This window comes from Tsuneonella litorea, from assembly GCF_025154015.1.
Taxonomy (GTDB): domain Bacteria; phylum Pseudomonadota; class Alphaproteobacteria; order Sphingomonadales; family Sphingomonadaceae; genus Tsuneonella; species Tsuneonella litorea.
The window spans coordinates 22,599-43,087 of the sequence record NZ_JAOAMV010000006.1; the positions used below are offsets into that span (position 1 = coordinate 22,599).

The window sequence follows — 20,489 nt, forward strand, 5'->3', positions numbered from 1 at the left end:
GGGTTTTCGAATTGCCTGTCGCCCTAATGAACGCGGCTTGAGTGCGCAAGTGCCGGAGAGGTCCCGCTAGCCCGCGGCGGGATCGACCAGCTTGTCGGGATTGGCCGGAGCAGGTCCCTTCGGCGGGTCGATCAGGCGGATGTGGACGTCGCGCAGCTGCCGCGGGGACACCTGGCTCGGCGCGCCCATCATCAGGTCCTGCGCCCGCTGGTTGAGCGGGAAGGCGATGACTTCGCGGATGTTGGGTTCATCGGCCAGCAGCATGACGATGCGGTCGATTCCGGGGGCCGAGCCGCCGTGCGGCGGTGCGCCGAGCTTGAACGCCTCGATCATGCCCGAGAAGTTCGCGTCGACATCCTCGCGCGAATAACCCGCGATCTCGAACGCCTTGTACATGATGTCCGGGCGGTGATTCCGGATCGCGCCCGAAGACAGCTCGTAGCCGTTGCAGACGATGTCGTACTGCCAGGCGAGCACGTCGAGCGGGTCCTTTGTCTCCAGCGCCTCCATCTCGCCCTGCGGCATCGAGAACGGGTTGTGGCTGAAATCGACCTTCTTGGCGTCCTCGTCGTATTCGAACATCGGGAAGTCGACGATCCAGCAGAAGTCGAAGCGGTCGTCGGGAATCAGGCCCAGTTCCTCTCCCACGCGGGTACGCGCGGCCCCGGCAAGGCGGACGGCGTCCTTCTCCTTGCCCGCCGCGAAGAACAGCCCGTCGTTCGCGCCCAGGCCCAGATCGGCATAGAGCGCCTCCATGCCCTCGGTCCCGTGGTTCTTGGCGATCGGGCCGCCGAATTCGCCGCCCTTGCGGGTGACGTAGCCGAGTCCGGCAAAGCCTTCGCGGCGCGCCCAGTCGTTCATGTCGTCGAAGAACTTGCGGCTCTTCTCGTGCGTGGCCGGCGCGGGGATTGCGCGTACGACCCCGCCGGTGCCGACGATCTTCTCGAACAGGCCGAAGCCTGACTTCTCGAAATGGCCCGACACGTCGGAGATGATCAGCGGGTTGCGCAGGTCGGGCTTGTCGGTGCCGTACTTGAGCATCGCCTCGCGATAGGGAATGCGCGGGAAGCTGCCCGCCGGGGTCACGCGCTTCCCGTTCGCGAATTCCTCGAACACGCCCGCGAGCACCGGCTCGATCGCGTTGAACACGTCCTCCTGGGTGACGAAGCTCATCTCGAAGTCGAGCTGGTAGAACTCGGGGCTGCGGTCGGCGCGCAGGTCCTCGTCGCGGAAGCACGGCGCGATCTGAAAATAGCGGTCGAAACCGGCGACCATCAGCAGCTGCTTGAACATCTGCGGCGCCTGCGGAAGCGCGTAGAAGCGGCCCGGATGCAGGCGGCTGGGGACGAGATAGTCGCGCGCGCCCTCGGGGCTCGAGGCGCCGAGGATCGGGGTCTGGAACTCGGTGAACCCCTGCTCGATCATCCGCCACCGCAGCGAGGCGATAACGTTGGAACGCAGCATGATGTTGGCGTGCACGCGCTCGCGCCTGAGGTCGACGAAGCGGTACTTGAGGCGCGTCTCCTCCGGATAGTCTTCCGCCGAATTGACGATGAGCGGCAGCTCTTCGGCCCGGCTCTGCACGGTCACGTCGCGGGCGAAGACCTCGATTTCGCCGGTGGGCAGGTTCGGGTTCACCGCCGCCTCGGCGCGCGCCTTGACCGTGCCGTCGATGGTGACGACCGATTCGAGCTTCAGCTTCTCGAGCACGGGCAGCGCGGGGCTGTCGCTGTCGGCGACGACCTGCGTGATCCCGTAGTGATCGCGCAGATCGACGAACAGCACGCCGCCGTGATCGCGCTTGTTGTGCACCCAGCCCGACAGGCGGACGGTCTCGCCGACGTCGCCCTTGGTCAGGGCACCGCAACTGTGGGTACGATAGGCGTGCATCTAAATTCTTTCCATTTTCGGCTGTATGGCGCTAGGGGCGCGGCGCGCGCTGCCCATAGGCGGAAACGACGCGCGCTAACAGGGGAACGGGGTTGCTTTGTCAAGGCATCCAGGGCTCCCGAGGGCGGTACTCCGCCCGAGAGACAAGAAAAGTACGATGAAGATACACGACCTGATTACCACGACCGCCGCGCTCTCCGACCTTTGCGAGCGCCTTGCGAAATCCGATTTCGTCACGGTCGACACCGAATTCATGCGCGAGAACACCTACTGGCCGGAACTGTGCCTGGTGCAGATCGCCAACACCGAAGAGGCCGCGGCGATCGACCCGCTCGCCGACGGGATCGACCTCACTCCCCTGCTCGATCTCCTGTGCGAGAACGAGGACGTGCTCAAGGTCTTCCACGCGGGCGGACAGGACGTCGAGATCGTCTACAACCTCACGGGCAAGACCCCCCACCCGATCTTCGACACCCAGGTGGCGATGATGGCGATCAGCCAGTCGGAGCAGATCGGCTACGCCAACCTCGTCGAGAGCTGGCTCGGCTTCACGGTCGACAAGGGCGCGCGCTTCACCGACTGGAGCCGCCGCCCGCTGACCGACCGCCAGATCGAATACGCGATCGGCGACGTCACGCACCTGTCGGCAATCTTTCCCAAGATCCTGAAGAAGCTGTTCAAGACCGGCCGCGGCGCCTGGCTCGACGCCGAGATGGACAAGCTCGCCGACCCGGCGAACTATGCCAACGACGCAGAACAGGCCTGGCAGCGCATCCGCGCGCCGAGCCGCAACGCGACGGTCCTCGGCCGGCTCAAGGCGCTCGCCGCCTGGCGCGAGCAGGAGGCCCAGCACAAGAACATCCCGCGCGGCCGGATCATGCGCGACGAAACGCTCGCCGACCTCGCCAGCCATCCGCCCAGGCAGCAGTCCGACCTGGTCAAGGTGCGCGGGCTGTCGGCCGCATGGAAGGACAACGACATCGGCAAGCGGCTGATGAAGGTCCTCGAAAGGGCCGAACCGCTTCCTGCCAGCGAGATGCCCGACAAGCCCAAGAGGGGTGCGCCGCTCGGCAAGGAAGGCGCGCTGGTGGCCGACCTGCTCAAGCTCTTGCTCAAGATTCGCAGCCGCGAGATCGACGTCGCCGCCCGCCTTCTGACCCGCAGCGACGAGATGGAAGCGCTCGCCGCCGGCGTGCGCGACCTGCCGGTGCTCAAGGGCTGGCGCTACGAGGTGTTCGGCAAGGACGCGCTCGAACTGGTCGAGGGCAAGCTCGGCTTCGGAGTCGAGAACGGCCGCCTCAAGATGACCCGGATCGAAGTACCCGAGGCGCAGGCGCAAGCGGCGGAGTGACCACCTACCTGCCCACGATCAAGCAGCTCCAGTATCTCGTGGCGCTGCACGAACATGGCCACTTCGGCCGCGCGGCAGACGCCAGTTTCGTTTCGCAGTCGACCCTTTCGGCAGGCATTCGCGAGCTCGAATCGCTGCTCGGCGTGATGCTCGTCGAGCGCAGCCGCCGGGTGGTCCGGTTCACGCCGCTGGGCGAACAGGTTGTCGCCAAGGCGCACCGCTTGCTGCGCGAGGCGGAGGAACTGTCCGACTTGGTCCAGGCGAGCGGGAAACCGCTTTCGGGCGAATTGCGGATGAGCGTGATCCCGACGATCGCGCCGTTCCTGCTGCCGCGCATCCTGCCGCGGCTGCGCAAGGAGAGGCCGAACCTCAAGCTGTTCCTGCGCGAGGAGACGAGCGACCACGCGGTGGAAAGCCTCCATCACGGCCGCGCCGATTGCGTGCTGCTGGCGCTGCCCTTCGCCACCGGCGAGGTCGACAGCGCCCACATCGCCGATGACCGGCTGTTCGTCGCCTTTCCGAAGAACGACCCGCGCGATCCGCCCGCCGAAATCCCGGCCTCGATGATTGACACGATGAGTTCGGGGGGCCGGCTGCTGCTGCTCGAGGACGGGCACTGCCTCAAGGAGCACGCGCTCGCTGCCTGCAACCGGCCCGAATTGCGTGCCTCGGCGACGATGATCGGCACATCGCTGCACACCCTCGTGCAGATGGTCGACAACGGGCTCGGCCTTACCATGCTGCCGGAAATGGCGATCGACGCCGGGATCCTGCACGAAACCGACGTCGTCGCCCGCCCCCTCAAGGGCAAGGCGCCCAGTCGCGAGATCGCGCTGATCTGGCGCAAGAATTCTCCGCGCGCGGACGAGTTCAGGCTGCTCGCAGAAGAACTGCGCGCGGGCTGAACCGCTCAATCCGGTCGCGGGCCCTTGCGATGCGGCTTGCCCTTGGGCTTCCCGCGCGGGGGCGGTCCCGCGTGATCGCGGTGTCGCTTGAAAGGCGGCTTTCCGCCCGGTTTTCCGCCCTTGCGGTGTTCGCGCGCCATGTCGCGCGGGCTCTCGGCCGACGCCTCTATCAGGATGTCGCCGCCGTCCTCCGTTCCGGCGGTCCGCGCGACCGCGTCGGCGAAGCGGTCCGCGATCGTGCGCGGGACCTGGAAGAACGTTTCCGACGGGCCGATACGAATCGCCCCGATCTCGTTGCGGGTGATGTGGCCGCGGCGGCAGAGCAGCGGCAGGATCCACCGGGGGTCGGCGTTATGGCGCCGCCCGACGTTCATCCGGAACCAGACGACATCCTCGAATCCCGGACGATGGCGGTCCTGCTTGTCCGCCCGGCGTGCCTCGGGCGTATCCGGGATCAGTTCCTCGACCTGCGGGAGCGCCGAGCGGTGCATCCGGACGAGCGCGGCGGCGATGTCCTCTGCGCTGCGCTGTTCGAGCAGTTCGGCTGCCAGCGCCCGGTCCTCGTCGTCGAATTCCTGCGGCGCCAGCAGGCCTTCGAGCAGTCGCTTGCGGTCGTTGGCGCGGATATCGGACGCGGTCGGGGCGGAGATCCACGCGGCCTCGATCTTCGCGCCGCGCAGCATCGATTCGACCCGGCGGCGGCGGGGATAGGGGACGATCAGCACCGCGGTGCCCTTCTTGCCCGCCCGTCCCGTCCGGCCTGAGCGGTGCTGCAGCGTTTCCGCATCGCGCGGGATCTCGACGTGGATGACCAGGCTGAGCGCCGGCAGGTCGATCCCGCGCGCGGCAACATCGGTCGCCACGCAGACTCGCGCGCGCCGGTCGCGCAGGGCCTGGAGCGCGTGGTTGCGCTCGGACTGCGAGTGTTCACCCGACAGGGCGACGACGGCAAAGCCGCGCTCCTGCAAGGTGGCGTGGAGCCGGCGCACGTTTTCGCGCGTCGCGCAGAACAGCATCGCGGTTTCCGCCTCGTGGAAGCGCAGCAGGTTGACGACCGCGTGCTCGATCTCCGACGGACTGACGGTCACGGCCTGGTAGGCGATGTCGCCGTGCCCGCGCGCGTCGCCCACGGTCGAGATGCGCAGGGCATCCTTCTGGTAGCGGCGGGCCAGCGCCGCGATGGCGGCGGGGATCGTGGCCGAGAAAAGCAGCGTCCGGCGTCCCTGGGGCGTCGCATCGAGCAGTTCTTCCAGGTCCTCGCGGAAGCCCATGTCGAGCATCTCGTCCGCTTCGTCGAGCACCACGCAGCGAATCGCCGAAAGATCGAGAGCGCCCCGTTCGAGGTGGTCGCGCAGCCGCCCCGGCGTACCGACCACGATCTGCGGCCCCGCGCGCAACGCGCGGCGCTCCTTGGATGGATCCATCCCCCCGACGCAGGTCGCCACGCGCACCCCGGCGCCGGCATACAGCCAGATCAGTTCACGGCTGACCTGAAGCGCGAGTTCGCGGGTGGGCGCGACGACCAGCGCACGCGGGCATTCGGTCGGCAGCTGGACCGCGCCGTCTTCGAGGAGCTGGTCGGCCATCGCGAGCCCGAAGGCGACGGTCTTGCCCGAACCCGTCTGCGCGGAAACGAGCAGATCGCGGACGGCGGCCTCGGGCTGCAGCACTGCTGACTGAACGGGGGTCGGTTCGGCATAGCCGCGCTCGGCGAGCGCGCCCGCAAGGAAATCCGGCAATGGGGGAAAAGGCATCCGCCCCCTTAACAGCCCCTCGGCAAAACGCACGCATTATTGTGCAAGTGCGAAAGGAGGCGATGCCTCAGTCCATGTGCCTGAGGCCCACCCGCAGGTAATCCCAGCCGGTGATCAGGGTCAGCACCGCGGCGGCCCACAAGCTGCCCAGCCCGACGAGATGGATCCACTGGCCCGCCAGCGGCCCGCAGTCGCCCCGCACGACGCACGGGGCGCCGTGGACCGCGCCGCCGAGGATCAGCGCGCCGAGGCTGACGAGCTGGAACGTCGTCTTCCACTTGGCGAGTTTGGAAACCGGGACCGAAACCTGCAGCGGACCGAGGAATTCGCGCAGGCCCGAAACGGCGATCTCGCGGATGAGGATGATGAGGCCGGCGATAACGTGGAGATCACCCACGTACGGACCGCGCATGTACCCCTGGGCCGCAAGCACGAGGATCACGGCCGCGACCATGATCTTGTCGGCGATCGGGTCGAGAAACTGTCCGAGCTTGCTCACCGTGCCTTGTGCCCGGGCGAGGTATCCGTCGAGATAATCGGTAAAGCCGATCACGCAGTAGAGCACGAAGCCGATTGCGTAGCCCATTCGCCATTCGGGCCACCACAGCATGAACGCCAGCAGCGGGACGGCGAAGATGCGGCTCAATGTGAGCAGGTTGGGCAGCGTGAGCATCGACGCTGGCCCTAGCGCACCCGCAGCCGTGGCAAAAGCGCCGTTAACGCTTGTCCCGTGCGCGCGAGCCGCTAGACCCGGCGCTCCGAGAGGCTGGCGACAGGACCTGCATGACCGTTTCCACGCACATGCTGCGCCGCCGGCGATTTCTTCCGCTGTTCGTCACCCAGCTTCTCAACGCCTTCAACGACAATCTCTACAAGACCGCGATGGTGCTGTTCGTGGTCTACAGCGTCTACAATTCGGAGGCCGCCGAAGGAACCTTCAGCGCGATCGCCAGCGGGGTCTTCATCCTTCCGTTCTTCCTCCTGTCCGCGCTCGCCGGCCAGCTCGCCGACATGCGCGACAAGGCGCGGATCATCCGCATCGTCAAGGCCGCCGAGATCGTCATCATGAGCGTGGGCGCGGCCGGCCTGTTCCTGGCCTGGAAGGGCATCGCGGTCCACCTACTCGCCATTCCGCTCCTGATGCTCGCGCTGTTCGCGATGGGCGTGCATTCCACCTTCTTCGGCCCCATCAAGTACGCAATCCTGCCGCAGCACCTGCGCGAGGACGAGGTTCTGGCGGGGACCGGCCTGGTCGAGGCGGGCACCTACGTCGCGATCCTGTTCGGTACCATCCTTGCGGGCTGGATACCGGTCGAGATCGCAGCGATCGGCGTCATCGGCACGGCGGTGATCGGCTATCTCGTGGCCCGCCAGGTCCCCGAGGCGCCTGCCCAGGGCGAAGTCGAACCGCTCGACTTTCACTTCGTGCGCAGCTCGATCGCGCTGGTGCGCAACACGAGCCACGATCGCCGCGTGTTTCTCGCGATCATGGCGATCAGCTTCTTCTGGACGATCGGCGCGGTCCTGTTCATCCAGTTCCCCCCGCTGGCGAAAAACGTCCTGACCGCAAGCAAGGAAGTGGCGAGCCTGTTCCTGGTGATCTTCTCGGTCGGCGTCGCGATCGGCTCGGTCTCGGTCAACGCCCTGCTGAAGGGGACCGTGTCTGCCCGTTATTCCCCGGTGTCCGTGATCGCGATGGGCCTGTTCGTGCTGGCCTTCTATTACGTCTGCCGGGCATGGCCGGGCGAGCCGCAAGGCACCCTGCTGAACGTCGCCGAATTCATCGCCCACCCGATGGCCATCCCGCTGCTGCTTTGCCTGCTGGGAATAGCGATCGCGGGGGGGATGTTCGTCGTCCCCCTCTACGCCTTCCTGACGACCTTCGTGCCGAAGACCCAGACGGCGCGAACGATCGCGGCGAACAACATCGTCAACTCGGGCGCGATGGTCGTGGGTTCGCTGATCGCGACCGGCCTGTCGGCGGTCGGCCTCGACATCGTCCATCACCTGCTGCTGAGCGCGGCAATGTGCCTCGTGTCGGCGTGGCTGGGCGTTTTGCTGCTGCGCGCCGAGCGCGCCGCGCGCACAGCCTAGAGGATGAAGATCGCGACTGCCGCGAGACAGGCGAAATAGGCGCCGGCAAAACCGTATAGATCATCGCGCGAGACGCCCCACCTGCGGGCGGGAATCACGCGTCCACCGCGGCAGACGTGCGGTGGTTGCTGGGCGCGGAAGGGGTGCCGGGACTGTTCGTCCGTAACTACGAGAGAGCGTCGCATCATGGTGCGCTTAACGATTTCGTAACCAATGCGCTCCGGCGGATTCAAGCCTGTCGCGCGACGGGACATTAATCCTGTTCGTTGACCAGGCGGAACACCCGCAAAAGAAAAGGGCCGCCCGCGTGGGACGGCCCTTCATCCGGCGTGGACGGGATCAGATCTTGTCGCCGAGGTCGCCCTTTATCTCGCCCGAAAGGTTCTGCGCTTCGCCCTTGCGTTCCTGCGCTTCGCCTTCTGCATCGAGCGAGGGATCGTCGGTCGCTTCGCCAGCCATCTGTTTGGCATTCCCGGCGATCTCGTTGCTCACGCCCTTTGTCTTGTCCTTGAGTTCACCCATGGTGCGTCTCCTTGATGGGACGGCGGCGAGATTGCCGCCAGCTACCCCTACCCAACGGCCGACAGCACCGGTCGTTCCGATCCTAACTTCTTGCAAGTCCTAGGATATATTCCCACTCGGCTGGCCTGATTTCGGCCACGGACAGACGCGACTGCCGGATCAGTTCGATATCCTCGAGCGCCTTGTCGGCCTTGATTTCGGCGAGCGTGACCGGCCTTTTCAATTTCTCCACCGGCCGCACCCTGACGGCCGCCCACTTGCCGCTGTCGTCGGTAGGATCGTTCAGCCCGGCAACGCTGATCTCGACGATGCCGACGATCTCCTTGCCGATGTTCGAATGGTAGAAGAAGGCCCTGTCCCCCACCTCCATCGCCGCGAGGTTGTTGCGCGCGCGATAGTTGCGGACCCCGTCCCAGGTGCCCTCGCCCTCAGCGACGAGATCGTCCCAGCTGTAGGCGTCGGGTTCCGATTTCATCAGCCAGAAACGCGGCAATTCGAGATCTCCCGTTCAGTGTGAATGTACATATTTTCGCCTTAACGCGATTTTCAGGCTCATAGGCGATAGCCGGCTCATCGCAACAGCGGGGGCCAAGTTGCCAAGCGGTGATGCACATAACAGCGTGAGCGTGTCCGATGACCCGACGATGGGGCGGGCGGAGCGCGACCTCGTCGCGCTCGGCATCGCGGTGGCGGCGATCTTCCTGTTCGTCGGGACCGGGGGCATGGTCCTGCCGCAAGTGGTCCGATCGTGGATGGGCCTCGGCGTCGCGCCCGACCCGGTCCTCGTCAGCGTCCTCCTGCTCAACATCGCGCTCGTGATCTTCGGCTGGCGGCGCTACGCCGAGCTGACCGAGGAGATCGCGGTGCGCCGCCGCGCCGAGGAGCTTGCCCGGCGCCTCGCGGAGACAGACCCGCTGACCGGCAGCCTCAACCGGCGCAGCGTCCGGGCGGCGGCGGATGACCTGCTCGCCCAGGCCGAAGCCGATGGGCTGGCGGTCGCCTTCGTGATGGTCGATCTCGACAACTTCAAGTCGATCAACGACCTCAACGGGCACCAGGCGGGCGACAGCCTGCTGTGCGTAACCGCGGACCGGATCCGGGCGATCTTGCCGCGCGATTCGCTGCTCGCCCGTCTCGGCGGGGACGAGTTCGCCTGCGTGGTGCCGTTCGACCCCCGCTTTCCGGACCGCATCGACCAGTTTGCCAGCACCCTCATCGAACGGGTCGGAGAGCCTTCGGAACACGACGGGCTTTCGTTCGAGATCACCGTTTCGGTGGGCATCACCGGCAACGTCGACGTCAGCGGGCAGCGGGTTGCCACCAACGACGTGCTGACGCTGATCCATCGCGCGGACATCGCGATGTACCACGCCAAGAAGCAGGGCAAGAACCGCTACTTCTGGTTCGAGGAGGCAATGGAAAGCGAGCTGCGCTTCCGCAGCGAGCTGGAGACGGGCATCCGCCGTGGCATCCCGCGCGGTGAGTTCGTGCCGTTCTACGAGCAGCAGATCGACCTCGACACCGGCGAGATTGCCGGTTTCGAGATGCTGGCACGCTGGCAATCGCCCACCCTCGGCCTTGTCGGGCCCGATGTCTTCATTCCCGTCGCCGAGGACATCGGCGTGATCGCCGAACTTAGCGAAAACCTGATCGACCAGGCACTGGCACACGCCCGCGACTGGGACCCGGCGCTGTCACTCTCGGTCAACATCTCGCCGATCCAGCTGCGCGACCCGTGGTTCGCGCAGAAGATCCTCAAGCTGCTCGTCAAGCACAACTTCCCGCCCAACCGGCTGGACATCGAGATCACCGAAAGCTGCCTGCACGACAACATCGGCGTGGTCCGGTCGATCATCACCAGCCTGAAGAACCAGGGCGTGACAATCAGCCTCGACGATTTCGGAACCGGTTTCTCCAGCCTTGCCCAGCTGCGCACGCTTCCGTTCGACCGGCTGAAGATCGATCGCAGCTTCGTGTCGGAACTCGCAACCGAAGAGCATAGCGACAAGCTGGTGCGGGCGATCGTCTCGCTCGGCGACGGGCTCGACCTGCCGATCACCGCCGAAGGGATCGAGGATACCGCGATTCTCGACAAGCTGCGCTCGATGGGCCGGCTGAAGGGCCAGGGCTATTTCTACGGCCGGCCGGAAAGCATCGCGGAGGTGCGCGCCCGTCTCTCGGCCGCGGGCAAGCTGAACGGTCTCGGCACCGTGCCCCGTCCAGTCCGCGACGAAGGCACCGAGACGGCTGCGGACCAGCGCAAGACCGGCTGAACCGCGCCCGCCACTGGACGCGCGGCCCGCCCCCGCATAGAGCCCGATCCCAAGATGCGGGTTCCTTTCATCAAGATGCACGGCCTGGGCAACGACTTCGTCGTGCTCGACGCGCGGACCGAGGCGTTGCCGCCGATCGGGCCGGCCGCGGTCGCTGCGCTGGCGGAGCGCCGCACGGGGATCGGCTGCGACCAGCTGATCCTGCTCGAGCCCGCCGATGATGCCGATTTCCGGATGCGCATCTTCAACGCCGACGGCAGCGAAGTGGAAGCCTGCGGCAATGCGAGCCGGGCAGTCGCCCTGCTCCACGGCAAGCCGGCCCGGGTCCAAACCGCCGGCGGTACGATCGCCGTCGAGCCGACCGGTCAGGGTGCGCGGATCGACATGGGCGCGCCGCGCTTCGAATGGGACCAGTTGCCGCTCGCCTACGCGATGGACACCATGTCGATGCCCGTCGGATGGGACGGGCTGGAAGCACCGGCCGCGGTCAACGTGGGCAACCCGCACGTGGTGTTCTTCGTGGCCGACGTACAGGGCGTGCCCCTCGAACGGCTCGGCCCCGAGATCGAGCGGGACCCGCTGTTTCCCGAGCGGGTCAACGTCAACGTCGCGCAAGTGACCGGTCCAGCCTCGATCGACCTCAGGGTCTGGGAACGCGGCGCGGGCCTGACCCGGGCCTGCGGCACTGGAGCCTGCGCGACGACGGTCGCGGCGATCCGGCGCGGCCTGATCGCGGGGCGCACGGCGACGGTCCACCTGCCCGGCGGCCCGCTCGAGATCGAGTGGGACAGCGACGGACGCGTGCTGATGACCGGCCCCGCCGCCGAGTCCTTTCGCGGCACCTTCGACTGGGGCGACTTCGCTTGACGGTCCAGGTCGTGACGCTGGGATGCCGGATGAACCTGTCCGAAAGCGAGCGCATTCGTACCATGCTCGCCGGTGAGACTGACGTGGTCGTCGTCAACTCCTGCGCGGTCACTGCCGAAGCGGTGCGCCAGACCCGCCAGGCGATCCGGCGGGCGCGGCGCGATGCACCCGGCGCACGGCTCGTGGTGACGGGATGCGCCGCCGAGGTCGAGCGTGCGTCCATCGTCGCCATGCCCGAAGTCGACGGCCTTGTCGCCAATGCCGAGAAGCTCGACCCGCGGGCCTGGAACGTACCTCCCGCTCCGCTCGCCGGGGCGGCGGAGCACTCGCGCGCGTTCGTCGCCGTGCAGAACGGTTGCGACCACGCCTGCACCTTCTGCGTCATCCCGCAGGGACGCGGCCCCAGCCGCTCGCTCAGCGTGCAAGACGTCCTCCGCGCAGTCGAGACCGACCTGGCGCGCGGCGCGGCGGAGGTCGTGCTGACCGGCATCGACCTGACGAGCTGGGGCGCCGACCTGACGGGGGCGCCCAGGCTTGGTACCCTGGCGGCAGCGATACTCGACGCGTTTCCCGCCCTCGGGCGGCTCCGGCTGTCATCGGTGGACGGCATCGAGATCGACCCGCTCCTCGAAGAACTGATCGCGGGCGAGCCGCGGGTGATGCCGCACCTCCACCTTTCCCTGCAGCACGGACACGACCTGATCCTCAAGCGGATGAAGCGGCGCCACCTGCGCGCCGACGCCACCGCGCTGGTCGAGCGGCTGCGCGTGCGCCGACCCGACATCGCGATCGGCGCCGACCTGATCGCGGGCTTTCCGACCGAAAGCGACCCGCACCACGAGGCGAACCTTTCGATCATCCGCGACTTGCGGATCGTCCACGGCCACGTGTTTCCCTATTCCCCCCGCCCCGGCACCCCCGCCGCGCGTATGCCGCAGGTCGACCGCCAGATCGTGCGCGCCCGGGCCGCCGAACTGCGGGCCGCGGTGGCTGAAGCCCGCACCCGATGGCTCGAGACCCACCTCGGCCAGCCGCTTGTCGTCCTTGCCGAGCGCGATGGAACTGGCCACGCGGCCGATTTCGCGCGCGTCCGCCTGCCCGCCGGCGCACGGGCCGGCGAAATCCTGACCATGACCCCCACATCGATAGAAGAAGGCCTGCTGGCATGAGCGAAACGCAGGAGCGTTCCTGGGCGGAACGGCTGTTCGGCGGCTTTCGCAAGACCTCCGAACGATTGAGCGAGAACCTGACCGGGGTGGTCGGGACCGCCAAGCTGGACGACGCGACGCTCGACGACGTCGAGGACGCGCTGATCATCTCGGACCTCGGACCGGCGGCCGCGAAGCGTATCCGCGACAAGCTCGCCGAAAAGCGATTCGGCCTCGGCATTACCGAACGCGAGCTCAAGGAAGCGGTCGCCGAGGAGATCGCCGCGATCCTGCGCCCTGTGGCGAAACCGCTCGAGATCACCGCCTTTCCCCGCCCGCAGGTGATCCTCGTCATCGGGGTCAACGGCAGCGGCAAGACGACCACCATCGCCAAGCTCGCGCACTGGCTGACCGAGGACGACTATGGCGTGATGCTGGCAGCCGGCGATACCTTCCGCGCGGCTGCGATCGGCCAGCTCGCCACCTGGGCCGAGCGGGTCGGCGTGCCGATCGTCAAGGGGCCAGAGGGCGGCGACCCCGCATCGATCGTGTTCGATGCGGTCAAGGAAGCGACCGCCACGGGCATCGACGCGCTGGTCGTCGACACCGCCGGGCGCCTCCAGAACAAGCGCGAGCTGATGGAGGAACTGGCGAAGATCCGCCGCGTGCTCGGTCGGCTCAACCCGGAAGCCCCGCACGACGTGATCCTCGTGCTCGACGCGACCAACGGGCAGAACGCGCTATCGCAGATCGAGATATTCAAGGAAGTCGCCGGGGTGACGGGCCTCGTCATGACCAAGCTCGACGGTACCGCGCGCGGCGGGGTGCTGGTCGCCGCGGCCGAGCAGTTCGGACTGCCGATCCACGCCATCGGGGTGGGCGAGAAGCTCGACGACCTGCGCCCGTTCGACCCCGACCTGGTCGCGCGCGTCATTGCGGGAGTGGCATGATGGCGGATGCCCCGCAGAAGAAGCCCTCGGGGTGGCTGAACATCGCCATCGACTACGGGCCGATCCTCGTTTTCTTTCTGGTCTATCGCTGGTCGAAGCCCGAGGAGACATCGCCCGCGGCGGAAATCCTGGCAGTCGTCCAGAGCACCGGTGCGTTTATCGTCGCAGCGATCGCCGCACTCATTTTCTCGAAGTGGAAGCTGGGCCGCGTCTCGCCGATGCTGATGCTCTCGACCGCGCTGATCGTCGGGTTTGGCGCCCTCACCATCTGGCTGCGCGACGAGCGGTTCATCCAGATCAAGCCGACCGCGATCTATGCGCTGTTCGCGGTGCTGCTGATCGGCGGATGGCTGCGCGGCAAGGCGCTGCTTCAGATATTGCTCGAAGCCGCCTTCGAAGGGCTGGACCGCGAAGGGTGGCTCAAGCTCAGCCGCAACTGGGGTTTCTTCTTCGTCTTTCTCGCGATTCTCAACGAGGTGCTGCGCGCCCAGCTCGACTTCGGTGACTGGCTGTGGGCTAAACTGTGGGTGTTCATGCCGCTGTCGTTCATCTTCACTTTCGCGCAGATCCCCATGCTCATGCGCCACGGGCTCGCGGGCGAGGGGTTGCAGGAAGAGGAAAAGACCCCGCCTCCGACGGGCTGAGGCTTACAGCTCGACCTGGCTGCCGAGCTCGACCACGCGGTTCGTCGGCAGGCGGAAGAACTCCATCGCGGTCGCCGAATTGCGCAGCATCCAGCTGAACAGCTTCTCGCGCCAGACAGACATCGCCGGTCGCTTGCTGGCGATGAGCGTCTGGCGGCTGAGGAAGAAGCTGGTCTGCATCATGTCGAACATGCCGCCGCACTCGCCCATGCCCTTGAGCGCGGCGGGCACGTCGGTTTCCTCCATGAAGCCGTAGTGCAGCACGACGCGGAACAGGCCGTCGCCGACTTCGTGAATCTCGAACCGCTCCTCGGCATCGACATAGGGCACGTCGGCGATCTGGACCGTGAGGATGACCACCCGTTCGTGCAGCACCTTGTTGTGCTTGATGTTGTGCAGCAGCGCGCTCGGCACGCCGCCGCTGGTCGAGGCCATGAAGATCGCGGTCCCCGGCACCCGGGTCGCGGAGTTGCGGGCGCTCTTGGCGAATATCGCGATCGGCAGGGCGACCTCGCTCATCCGGTCGCGCATGAGCTTGCGTCCGCGCGCCCAGGTCGTGAGCAGGGTAAAGGCGATCGCGCCGACGAGCAGCGGGAACCAGCCGCCCGCGGGAACCTTGGGCACGTTCGCTCCGAAGAATGCCCCGTCGACGAGGAAGAACACGCCGGCCACAGGCAGCGCCATCCACAGCCTCCAGCGCCAGACGGCAACGAACAGCACCGCCATCAGGCAGGTGTCGATCAGCATCGCCCCGGTCACCGCGATGCCATAGGCGCTCGCCAGGTTCGACGAGTTGCGGAAGGTCAACACAAGCAGGATCACCGCGATCATCAGCACCCAGTTCACGAACGGGATGTAGATCTGCCCGTGCTCGGTCTCGCTGGTGTGCAGGATCGACAGGCGGGGAACGAAGCCGAGCTGGATGGCCTGCTGGGTGACCGAGAACGCACCAGAGATCACTGCCTGGCTGGCGATGAAGGTCGCGCAGGTGGCGAGCAGCACCAGCGGCAAGCGGAAGGTTTCGCTCGCCATCACGAAGAACGGGTTCTGGATCGCTTCCGCCGCGGCGGCGGCCTCGAGATTGAGGATCATCGCCGCCTGGCCGAAATAGTTGAGCAGGAGGCACGGCATCACGAAGCCGAACCAGCTCATCCGCAAGGGACCGCGCCCGAAATGGCCCATGTCGGTATAGAGCGCCTCGGCCCCGGTGACCGCCAGCACGACCGATCCCAGCGCGAGAAATCCGAGCAGCTTGTCGGTCATGAAGAACTGCACCGCGTACCACGGGTTGAGCGCCGCCAGCACGCCCGGATTGTCGACGATGTGAATGATGCCGAGCACGGCCAGGGTGGTGAAATAGACGACCATGATCGGTGCGAAGAGGCGGCCGATCGTCCCCGTTCCGCGCTTCTGGAGCAGGAACAGCGCGATGAGCAGCGTCAAGGCGATGGGTATGACGAACGGGGCAAGCCCCTTCTCGACGGTGGTCAGGCCCTCGACCGCCGACAGCACGGATACCGCCGGCGTGATCATGCTGTCGCCGTAGAACAGCGAGGTCGCAAAGACCCCCAGCATGACCGCGATCCAGCCGCGGTTCGTCCCGCCGATCTTCTGCGAAATCAGCGCGACCAGCGCCAGCGTGCCGCCCTGCCCCTTGTTGTCGGCGCGCATCAGGATGGTGACGTATTGCAGCGACACGACGATCGTCATCGCCCAGAAGATCAGGCTGACGACGCCCATCAGGTGCAGCGTGTCGAGCGTCAGCGGATGGTGGCCGACGAAGGTTTCGCGAAAGGCGTAGATCGGACTCGTGCCGATGTCGCCGAAGACGATGCCGATCGCGCCGACGGCAAGCTTCGCCTTGGCACTGGCGGTCTTCTCGCCGCCCGCGCCACCGAGGGTTGCCTGGCTCATCGAGGCTTTGTCCATGCCATGAAGGGGGCGGCGCTTAGCACCGCGGCTCGGCCCCCGCAATCGCGCGCATGTGCCCCTCTACTGGTTGCCGGCTTGCGCGATGAGAACGTCGAGGCGGTCCAGCCGTTCCTTCAAACCGTCTCGCCACGCCGCATCCGGGGGCGCCTTTTCGAGCATCTCGGCCCACAGCGCGCGCGCCTGCACCAACCGCCCGCTGCGGATCAATGCCACGCCAAGGAAGAAACCGGGGCCCGGCTGGTCCGGCTGGACCCGCCCGGCCTGTTCGTACGCATAGACTGCGGCAGGCGTAAGCTGGCCTTCGGCGTGCTCGGTGAGCGCGTTGGCGAGCGCGAGCCAGGCTTCCGGATCGTCGGGCTGCCTGGCGAGGGAACCACGCAGGATGCCCGCCGCATCGGCGAACTGGCCGCGACGGGCGAACCCGTCCGAAACCGTCACGTAGCGGCTCGGCGGCGCGGGTCCGTAGATCGCGCGGCGGGCCTCGACCAGCTCGGCTCCTTCGCTTCCCAAATCGCTCGCCGCAGACTTCGGCGCACCGGCCTGGCCCGGCGATCCCTGCAGCGCATAGCCGGCAAGTCCGAACATCAGCGTCGCACCCAGCAAAGCCCAGGCCGGCCGCGGCAGGCGAAGCGCGATCGCGGCAAAGGCGAAGGCCGCGATGGCCAGCAGCAGGATCGGTACGAAGGTCATGCGCTCCTCCGGAAACGGCGCCAGATCAGCAGCGCGGCGATTCCGAGCAGGACGAGCGGACCGGCGAACAGCGGCCAGGTCGTGCGACTGACGACGGGGGCATAGCTGACGTAGTCGCCGTAACGCTCCATCATCCATTCGCGGATCGCTTCGGGATCCTCGCCCGCGGCGATGCGGGTGCGGACCTGGTGACGCATGTCGCCGGCCATCGGCGCGTCGCTGTCGGCGATCGACTGGCTCTGGCACTTGAGGCAGCGCAGCGTTTCCATGAGGCCCTGCGCCCGCGCCTCGAGCGCCGGGTCCTCGAGCTGGCGGTACGCGTAGGGCGCGGGAGGCATAGCGTCCTGCGCGGCAAGCGGCAGCGCGGCGAGTACAAGCAACAGACCGGCGAGTGCCCTCATCGCCCTGCCTCCCGCAGCTTTTCCATCAGCATCGGCACGTCGCTCGCACGGATATCCCCGATGTGCTGATAGCGGATGATCCCGTCGCCATCGATCACGAACGTCTCGGGCACCCCCGAGCTGCCGATAGCGAGCTGCAGCTCGCTCAGGTCGTCGGCGCCGATCCGGTCGAACGGGTTGCCGTAGCGGGCGAGGAAGGCCGCCACGTCCTCGGGCCGGTCGCGGATTGCGACCCCGACGATCGGGGCACCCTGCGCCTTGAGCGCGGCGAGCTGGGGCGCCTCGGCGGCGCAGGGAATGCACCAGCTGGCCCAGATGTTGAGCAGCTTGGGCGTGCCGTCCTTCAGGTCAGCCAGCGACAGGCCCGGCCGATCCGGACTGGCAGGGCGCATCGCGAACTCCGGCATGGGCCTGCCGATCATCGTCGAATGGACGAAATCGTCCTTGGGCTGCGTCAGCTGGTACCCGGCGATGCCGAGAAAGAGCGCGAAGATGCCGAGCGGCAGAAAGAAGCGCCAGCCCCTCATGCCGCTGCTTCCCTGCGCTCGGCGGCCTTGCGGGTGACGTAACGCCGCCGCAGGTCGTCCCGCACGCGGCCGAGCAGGGCGAGCAGCCCGCCGAGTGCGACCAGCAGGCCGCCGTACCAGATCAGCGTCACGAACGGCTTCCACCACAGGCGCACCTGCCACCGCTCGCCATCCGCCGCCTTGCCGAGCACCGCGTAGAGCTGGCCGTTCCAGCGCGTGGCGAGCGCGCTCTCGGTGGTCTCCTGCGGCGGCGACCAGAAACTGCGCGCCTGCGGATGCAGCTCGATCGGGGCGCCGCCGTCATAGCTTGCGAGCATCACCCCCTCGAGCGCGGTCCAGTTCGGCCCCGCGACCGGGTCGACCGCCGCAAGGGTGACCTGCCACGGACCGACCGACGCCTGCTGACCGACCTTGATCGCCGCCAGCCGTTCCTCGCTGAAGGCGCTCTCGCTGGCCATGCCGAGCAAGGCCACGGCGATGCCCAGGTGCGCGGTCACCATGCCCCGGGTGGCCAGCGGAACACGGCGCAACCGGCGACCCTTCAGCGGCAGGACGCTCGCGACGGCCAAACCGGCGCCCAGCGCGATGCCGAGGGTGGGGAGCACGCCGGCTCCCAGCGCGATTGCCAGCAACAGACCGGCAAGAACGGCGACCATCCCGATGATCGCACTCCGCCGGACCCGCGCAAGCCGGTCCTGCCGCCAGCGTAACAGCGGGCCCACCAGCATGACCAGCAGCATCGGGACCACGAAGATCGCGCCGACCGGGTCGAAATAGGGCGGGCCGACCGATACCCGCACGCCCATCGCCTCGGTCAGCAGGGGATAGAGCGTCCCGAGCAGCACCACGCCGAGAATGGCCGACAGGAGCACGTTGTTGATGACCAGCGCGCCTTCGCGGCTCACAGCCTCGAACTTCCCGCCCTCGGCCACCGAACCCGCGCGCAAGCCGAAAACCGCGAGCGCGCCGCCGATGTAGATCGCCAGCAGGACGAGGATAAAGGTGCCCCGTTCGGGATCGACCGCGAAGGCATGGACGCTGGTCAGGATGCCCGAGCGCACGAGAAAGGTGCCGACCATGCTCATGGAAAAAGCGACGACGCCCAGCATGATGGTCCACGCCCGCAGGGCGTCGCGCGCGGCGAGCACGCTCGCCGAATGGAGCAGCGCGGTCGCCGCGAGCCACGGCATGAGCGAGGCGTTCTCGACCGGGTCCCAGAACCACCAGCCGCCCCAGCCCAGCTCGTAATAGGCCCAGTACGAGCCCGCGGTGATGCCGACGGTCAGGAATATCCACGCGCCGAGCACCCACGGGCGCATGGCGCGGGCGAAGTCGGGCGTCACCTGGCGCGTCAAGAGCGCGCCGACTGCGAAGCTGAATGCCACGGAAAGCCCGACGTAGCCGAGGTAGAGCGTGGGTGGATGGAAGGCGAGGCCGATGTCCTGCAGCAGTGGGTTGAGGCCGTTGCCCTCGAGCGCGGGGATCGGCAGCCGCTCGAACGGGTTCGAGCTGAACAGCAGGAAGGCATAAAAACCGAGCGCGACGAAGCCCTGCGCGGCGAGCGTCGCTTGCATGGTGCGGTCGGGCAGGCGCCGCTCGACCAGCGCGATCAGCGCGCCCGCCGCGCTCATCACCGTCACCCACAGCAGCATCGAGCCCTCGTGATTGCCCCAGGCCCCGGCGAGCTTGAAGACGAGCGGCTTGTCGGAGTGGGAATTCATCGCGACAAGCTTCACCGACAGGTCGGTCCGCGCGAACAGCCAGACCAGCATGGCGAATGCAAAGGCGCACAGCACCCCCTGCACGACCGCTGCCGGGCGCACGAGGATCGCGATCTCGGCGTCGTCCTGCCGCGCCGCGAGGAACCCGGCTGCAAGCTGCAGCGCGGCAAGCGCCGCGGCCATCCACAGGGCCGCCAGTCCGAGTTCTGCGATCATTGGGTGGTTTCGGCCACGGCGGCCTTCTTCTGCGCGGCGGTCATCGCCTGAAGCTCGCGCGGCACGTAGTTCTCGTCGTGCTTGGCGAGCAGCTTGTCGGCAAGGAAGGTGCCGTTCGCCTGCATCCGCCCTTCGGCGACGACGCCCGAATCTTCTATGAACAGGTCGGGCACGATCCCCGAATAGCGGACGGGGACCCGCGCATCGCCGTCGCCGACGACGAAGTTGATCGTCACCCCGTCGTTCTCGGTCACGATCGACCCTTTCTCGACCATGCCGCCCAGCCGCACCGCCCGGCCGGGCGCCGGGGGGTCCTTCACGATCTGGCTGGGGACATAGAAATAGCTTGCCTGGTTGCGCAGTGCCCAGGTCGCGATCACCGCCGCAGCGACGAGGGCGACGATCGCGAGGACGACCAGCGCGAGGCGCTGGTGCTTGGCCTTGGGCCGCCTGGCGGTCTTGTCGTTCACTTGCGCGTTTCCTCGCGTCGCCGTTCGGCCCGGCGCATCGCCAGCCAGCTCCAGCCGACCAGAACCAGCGTCACGCCGATCACCAGCGTATAGGCGGCAATCACGAACGGCCAAGGGTCAAGCGTCTCGCGCAC

Annotated in this window: 20 protein-coding genes; 8 read left to right on the top strand and 12 right to left on the bottom strand. The window is 67.2% G+C overall.

Annotated features, from left to right (window positions below):
• Positions 1 to 66 precede the first annotated feature (66 nt).
• A complete protein-coding gene (gene aspS / locus N0B51_RS12110; protein ID WP_259962641.1) occupies positions 67 to 1,890 on the bottom strand; it encodes an aspartate--tRNA ligase in 1,824 nt (607 codons plus the stop codon).
• Between the two features lie 157 nt (positions 1,891 to 2,047).
• Here aspS and rnd point away from each other — a divergent pair, with 157 nt between their 5' ends.
• Both rnd and N0B51_RS12120 read left to right on the top strand, forming a co-directional pair.
• Positions 2,048 to 3,241, top strand: coding sequence for a ribonuclease D (gene rnd / locus N0B51_RS12115; protein WP_259962643.1), 1,194 nt, complete (start codon positions 2,048 to 2,050; stop codon positions 3,239 to 3,241).
• Positions 3,238 to 4,146 carry a hydrogen peroxide-inducible genes activator gene (locus N0B51_RS12120; RefSeq protein WP_259962645.1) on the top strand — a complete coding sequence of 303 codons (909 nt, stop codon included), beginning with the start codon at positions 3,238 to 3,240 and terminating at the stop codon, positions 4,144 to 4,146. Before rnd ends, N0B51_RS12120 begins: the two co-directional genes overlap by 4 nt.
• Positions 4,147 to 4,151: 5 nt before the next feature.
• Here N0B51_RS12120 and N0B51_RS12125 read toward each other — a convergent pair whose 3' ends face one another.
• Positions 4,152 to 5,900, bottom strand: a complete 1,749-nt coding sequence (locus tag N0B51_RS12125; protein WP_259962659.1) for a DEAD/DEAH box helicase — start codon at positions 5,898 to 5,900, stop codon at positions 4,152 to 4,154.
• 67 nt (positions 5,901 to 5,967) lie between these two features.
• Positions 5,968 to 6,573, bottom strand: a complete 606-nt coding sequence (pgsA, locus tag N0B51_RS12130; protein ID WP_259962660.1) for a CDP-diacylglycerol--glycerol-3-phosphate 3-phosphatidyltransferase — start codon at positions 6,571 to 6,573, stop codon at positions 5,968 to 5,970.
• 110 nt (positions 6,574 to 6,683) lie between these two features.
• Here pgsA and N0B51_RS12135 point away from each other — a divergent pair, with 110 nt between their 5' ends.
• Positions 6,684 to 7,994: an MFS transporter gene (locus tag N0B51_RS12135; protein ID WP_259962661.1), complete on the top strand. Its 1,311-nt coding sequence runs from the start codon at positions 6,684 to 6,686 to the stop codon at positions 7,992 to 7,994.
• A gap of 339 nt (positions 7,995 to 8,333) precedes the next feature.
• Here N0B51_RS12135 and N0B51_RS12140 read toward each other — a convergent pair whose 3' ends face one another.
• Both N0B51_RS12140 and N0B51_RS12145 read right to left on the bottom strand, forming a co-directional pair.
• Entirely contained in the window at positions 8,334 to 8,516 is a 183-nt protein-coding gene (locus N0B51_RS12140; protein ID WP_259962663.1) for a CsbD family protein, read from the bottom strand.
• An 82-nt stretch (positions 8,517 to 8,598) separates the two neighbouring features.
• Positions 8,599 to 8,991: an EVE domain-containing protein gene (locus N0B51_RS12145; protein ID WP_259962665.1), complete on the bottom strand. Its 393-nt coding sequence runs from the start codon at positions 8,989 to 8,991 to the stop codon at positions 8,599 to 8,601.
• Between the two features lie 145 nt (positions 8,992 to 9,136).
• Between N0B51_RS12145 and N0B51_RS12150 the strand changes: the two genes are divergently transcribed.
• The 5 genes from N0B51_RS12150 to N0B51_RS12170 are packed head-to-tail and all read left to right on the top strand — an operon-like array spanning position 9,137 to position 14,398.
• The gene (locus N0B51_RS12150; RefSeq protein ID WP_259962667.1) at positions 9,137 to 10,789 is read left to right on the top strand and encodes a putative bifunctional diguanylate cyclase/phosphodiesterase; all 1,653 of its coding nucleotides are present in this window, start codon (positions 9,137 to 9,139) and stop codon (positions 10,787 to 10,789) included.
• 54 nt (positions 10,790 to 10,843) lie between these two features.
• On the top strand, positions 10,844 to 11,656 hold the full coding sequence (gene dapF / locus N0B51_RS12155; protein WP_259962668.1) for a diaminopimelate epimerase: 813 nt from the start codon (positions 10,844 to 10,846) through the stop codon (positions 11,654 to 11,656).
• Complete coding sequence (locus N0B51_RS12160; protein ID WP_259962670.1) at positions 11,653 to 12,825, top strand: MiaB/RimO family radical SAM methylthiotransferase; 1,173 nt, start codon at positions 11,653 to 11,655, stop codon at positions 12,823 to 12,825. The genes dapF and N0B51_RS12160 overlap by 4 nt, the downstream gene beginning before the upstream one ends.
• Positions 12,822 to 13,754 carry a signal recognition particle-docking protein FtsY gene (gene ftsY, locus N0B51_RS12165; RefSeq protein WP_259962672.1) on the top strand — a complete coding sequence of 311 codons (933 nt, stop codon included), beginning with the start codon at positions 12,822 to 12,824 and terminating at the stop codon, positions 13,752 to 13,754. Before N0B51_RS12160 ends, ftsY begins: the two co-directional genes overlap by 4 nt.
• Entirely contained in the window at positions 13,751 to 14,398 is a 648-nt protein-coding gene (locus tag N0B51_RS12170; RefSeq protein ID WP_259962674.1) for an inner membrane-spanning protein YciB, read from the top strand. The genes ftsY and N0B51_RS12170 overlap by 4 nt, the downstream gene beginning before the upstream one ends.
• A 3-nt stretch (positions 14,399 to 14,401) precedes the next feature.
• Here N0B51_RS12170 and N0B51_RS12175 read toward each other — a convergent pair whose 3' ends face one another.
• The 7 genes from N0B51_RS12175 to N0B51_RS12205 form a co-directional block, all read right to left on the bottom strand.
• Positions 14,402 to 16,312, bottom strand: a complete 1,911-nt coding sequence (locus N0B51_RS12175; protein WP_259962676.1) for a potassium transporter Kup — start codon at positions 16,310 to 16,312, stop codon at positions 14,402 to 14,404.
• 78 nt (positions 16,313 to 16,390) lie between these two features.
• Positions 16,391 to 17,020 carry a tetratricopeptide repeat protein gene (locus N0B51_RS12180; protein WP_259962677.1) on the bottom strand — a complete coding sequence of 210 codons (630 nt, stop codon included), beginning with the start codon at positions 17,018 to 17,020 and terminating at the stop codon, positions 16,391 to 16,393.
• Positions 17,017 to 17,421: a cytochrome c-type biogenesis protein gene (locus N0B51_RS12185; RefSeq protein ID WP_259962679.1), complete on the bottom strand. Its 405-nt coding sequence runs from the start codon at positions 17,419 to 17,421 to the stop codon at positions 17,017 to 17,019. Before N0B51_RS12185 ends, N0B51_RS12180 begins: the two co-directional genes overlap by 4 nt.
• On the bottom strand, positions 17,418 to 17,948 hold the full coding sequence (locus N0B51_RS12190) for a DsbE family thiol:disulfide interchange protein (protein ID WP_259962680.1): 531 nt from the start codon (positions 17,946 to 17,948) through the stop codon (positions 17,418 to 17,420). The genes N0B51_RS12185 and N0B51_RS12190 overlap by 4 nt, the downstream gene beginning before the upstream one ends.
• Positions 17,945 to 19,885, bottom strand: coding sequence for a heme lyase CcmF/NrfE family subunit (locus tag N0B51_RS12195; RefSeq protein ID WP_259962682.1), 1,941 nt, complete (start codon positions 19,883 to 19,885; stop codon positions 17,945 to 17,947). Before N0B51_RS12195 ends, N0B51_RS12190 begins: the two co-directional genes overlap by 4 nt.
• On the bottom strand, positions 19,882 to 20,355 hold the full coding sequence (gene ccmE, locus N0B51_RS12200; protein WP_259962683.1) for a cytochrome c maturation protein CcmE: 474 nt from the start codon (positions 20,353 to 20,355) through the stop codon (positions 19,882 to 19,884). The genes N0B51_RS12195 and ccmE overlap by 4 nt, the downstream gene beginning before the upstream one ends.
• Complete coding sequence (locus tag N0B51_RS12205; RefSeq protein WP_259962684.1) at positions 20,352 to 20,489, bottom strand: hypothetical protein; 138 nt, start codon at positions 20,487 to 20,489, stop codon at positions 20,352 to 20,354. The genes ccmE and N0B51_RS12205 overlap by 4 nt, the downstream gene beginning before the upstream one ends.

What these genes read in the sequence shown, in the direction of transcription:
- N0B51_RS12180 (WP_259962677.1), bottom strand. Translation starts at nt 17,020, where the DNA reads ATGACCTTCGTACCGATCCTGCTGCTGGCCATCGCGGCCTTCGCCTTT.
- N0B51_RS12190 (WP_259962680.1), bottom strand. Translation starts at nt 17,948, where the DNA reads ATGAGGGGCTGGCGCTTCTTTCTGCCGCTCGGCATCTTCGCGCTCTTT.
- N0B51_RS12135 (WP_259962661.1), top strand. Translation starts at nt 6,684, where the DNA reads ATGACCGTTTCCACGCACATGCTGCGCCGCCGGCGATTTCTTCCGCTG.
- N0B51_RS12185 (WP_259962679.1), bottom strand. Translation starts at nt 17,421, where the DNA reads ATGAGGGCACTCGCCGGTCTGTTGCTTGTACTCGCCGCGCTGCCGCTT.
- pgsA (WP_259962660.1), bottom strand. Translation starts at nt 6,573, where the DNA reads ATGCTCACGCTGCCCAACCTGCTCACATTGAGCCGCATCTTCGCCGTC.
- N0B51_RS12140 (WP_259962663.1), bottom strand. Translation starts at nt 8,516, where the DNA reads ATGGGTGAACTCAAGGACAAGACAAAGGGCGTGAGCAACGAGATCGCC.
- N0B51_RS12125 (WP_259962659.1), bottom strand. Translation starts at nt 5,900, where the DNA reads ATGCCTTTTCCCCCATTGCCGGATTTCCTTGCGGGCGCGCTCGCCGAG.
- N0B51_RS12170 (WP_259962674.1), top strand. Translation starts at nt 13,751, where the DNA reads ATGATGGCGGATGCCCCGCAGAAGAAGCCCTCGGGGTGGCTGAACATC.
- N0B51_RS12145 (WP_259962665.1), bottom strand. Translation starts at nt 8,991, where the DNA reads ATGAAATCGGAACCCGACGCCTACAGCTGGGACGATCTCGTCGCTGAG.
- aspS (WP_259962641.1), bottom strand. Translation starts at nt 1,890, where the DNA reads ATGCACGCCTATCGTACCCACAGTTGCGGTGCCCTGACCAAGGGCGAC.
- dapF (WP_259962668.1), top strand. Translation starts at nt 10,844, where the DNA reads ATGCGGGTTCCTTTCATCAAGATGCACGGCCTGGGCAACGACTTCGTC.
- ftsY (WP_259962672.1), top strand. Translation starts at nt 12,822, where the DNA reads ATGAGCGAAACGCAGGAGCGTTCCTGGGCGGAACGGCTGTTCGGCGGC.
- rnd (WP_259962643.1), top strand. Translation starts at nt 2,048, where the DNA reads ATGAAGATACACGACCTGATTACCACGACCGCCGCGCTCTCCGACCTT.
- N0B51_RS12175 (WP_259962676.1), bottom strand. Translation starts at nt 16,312, where the DNA reads ATGAGCCAGGCAACCCTCGGTGGCGCGGGCGGCGAGAAGACCGCCAGT.
- N0B51_RS12195 (WP_259962682.1), bottom strand. Translation starts at nt 19,885, where the DNA reads ATGATCGCAGAACTCGGACTGGCGGCCCTGTGGATGGCCGCGGCGCTT.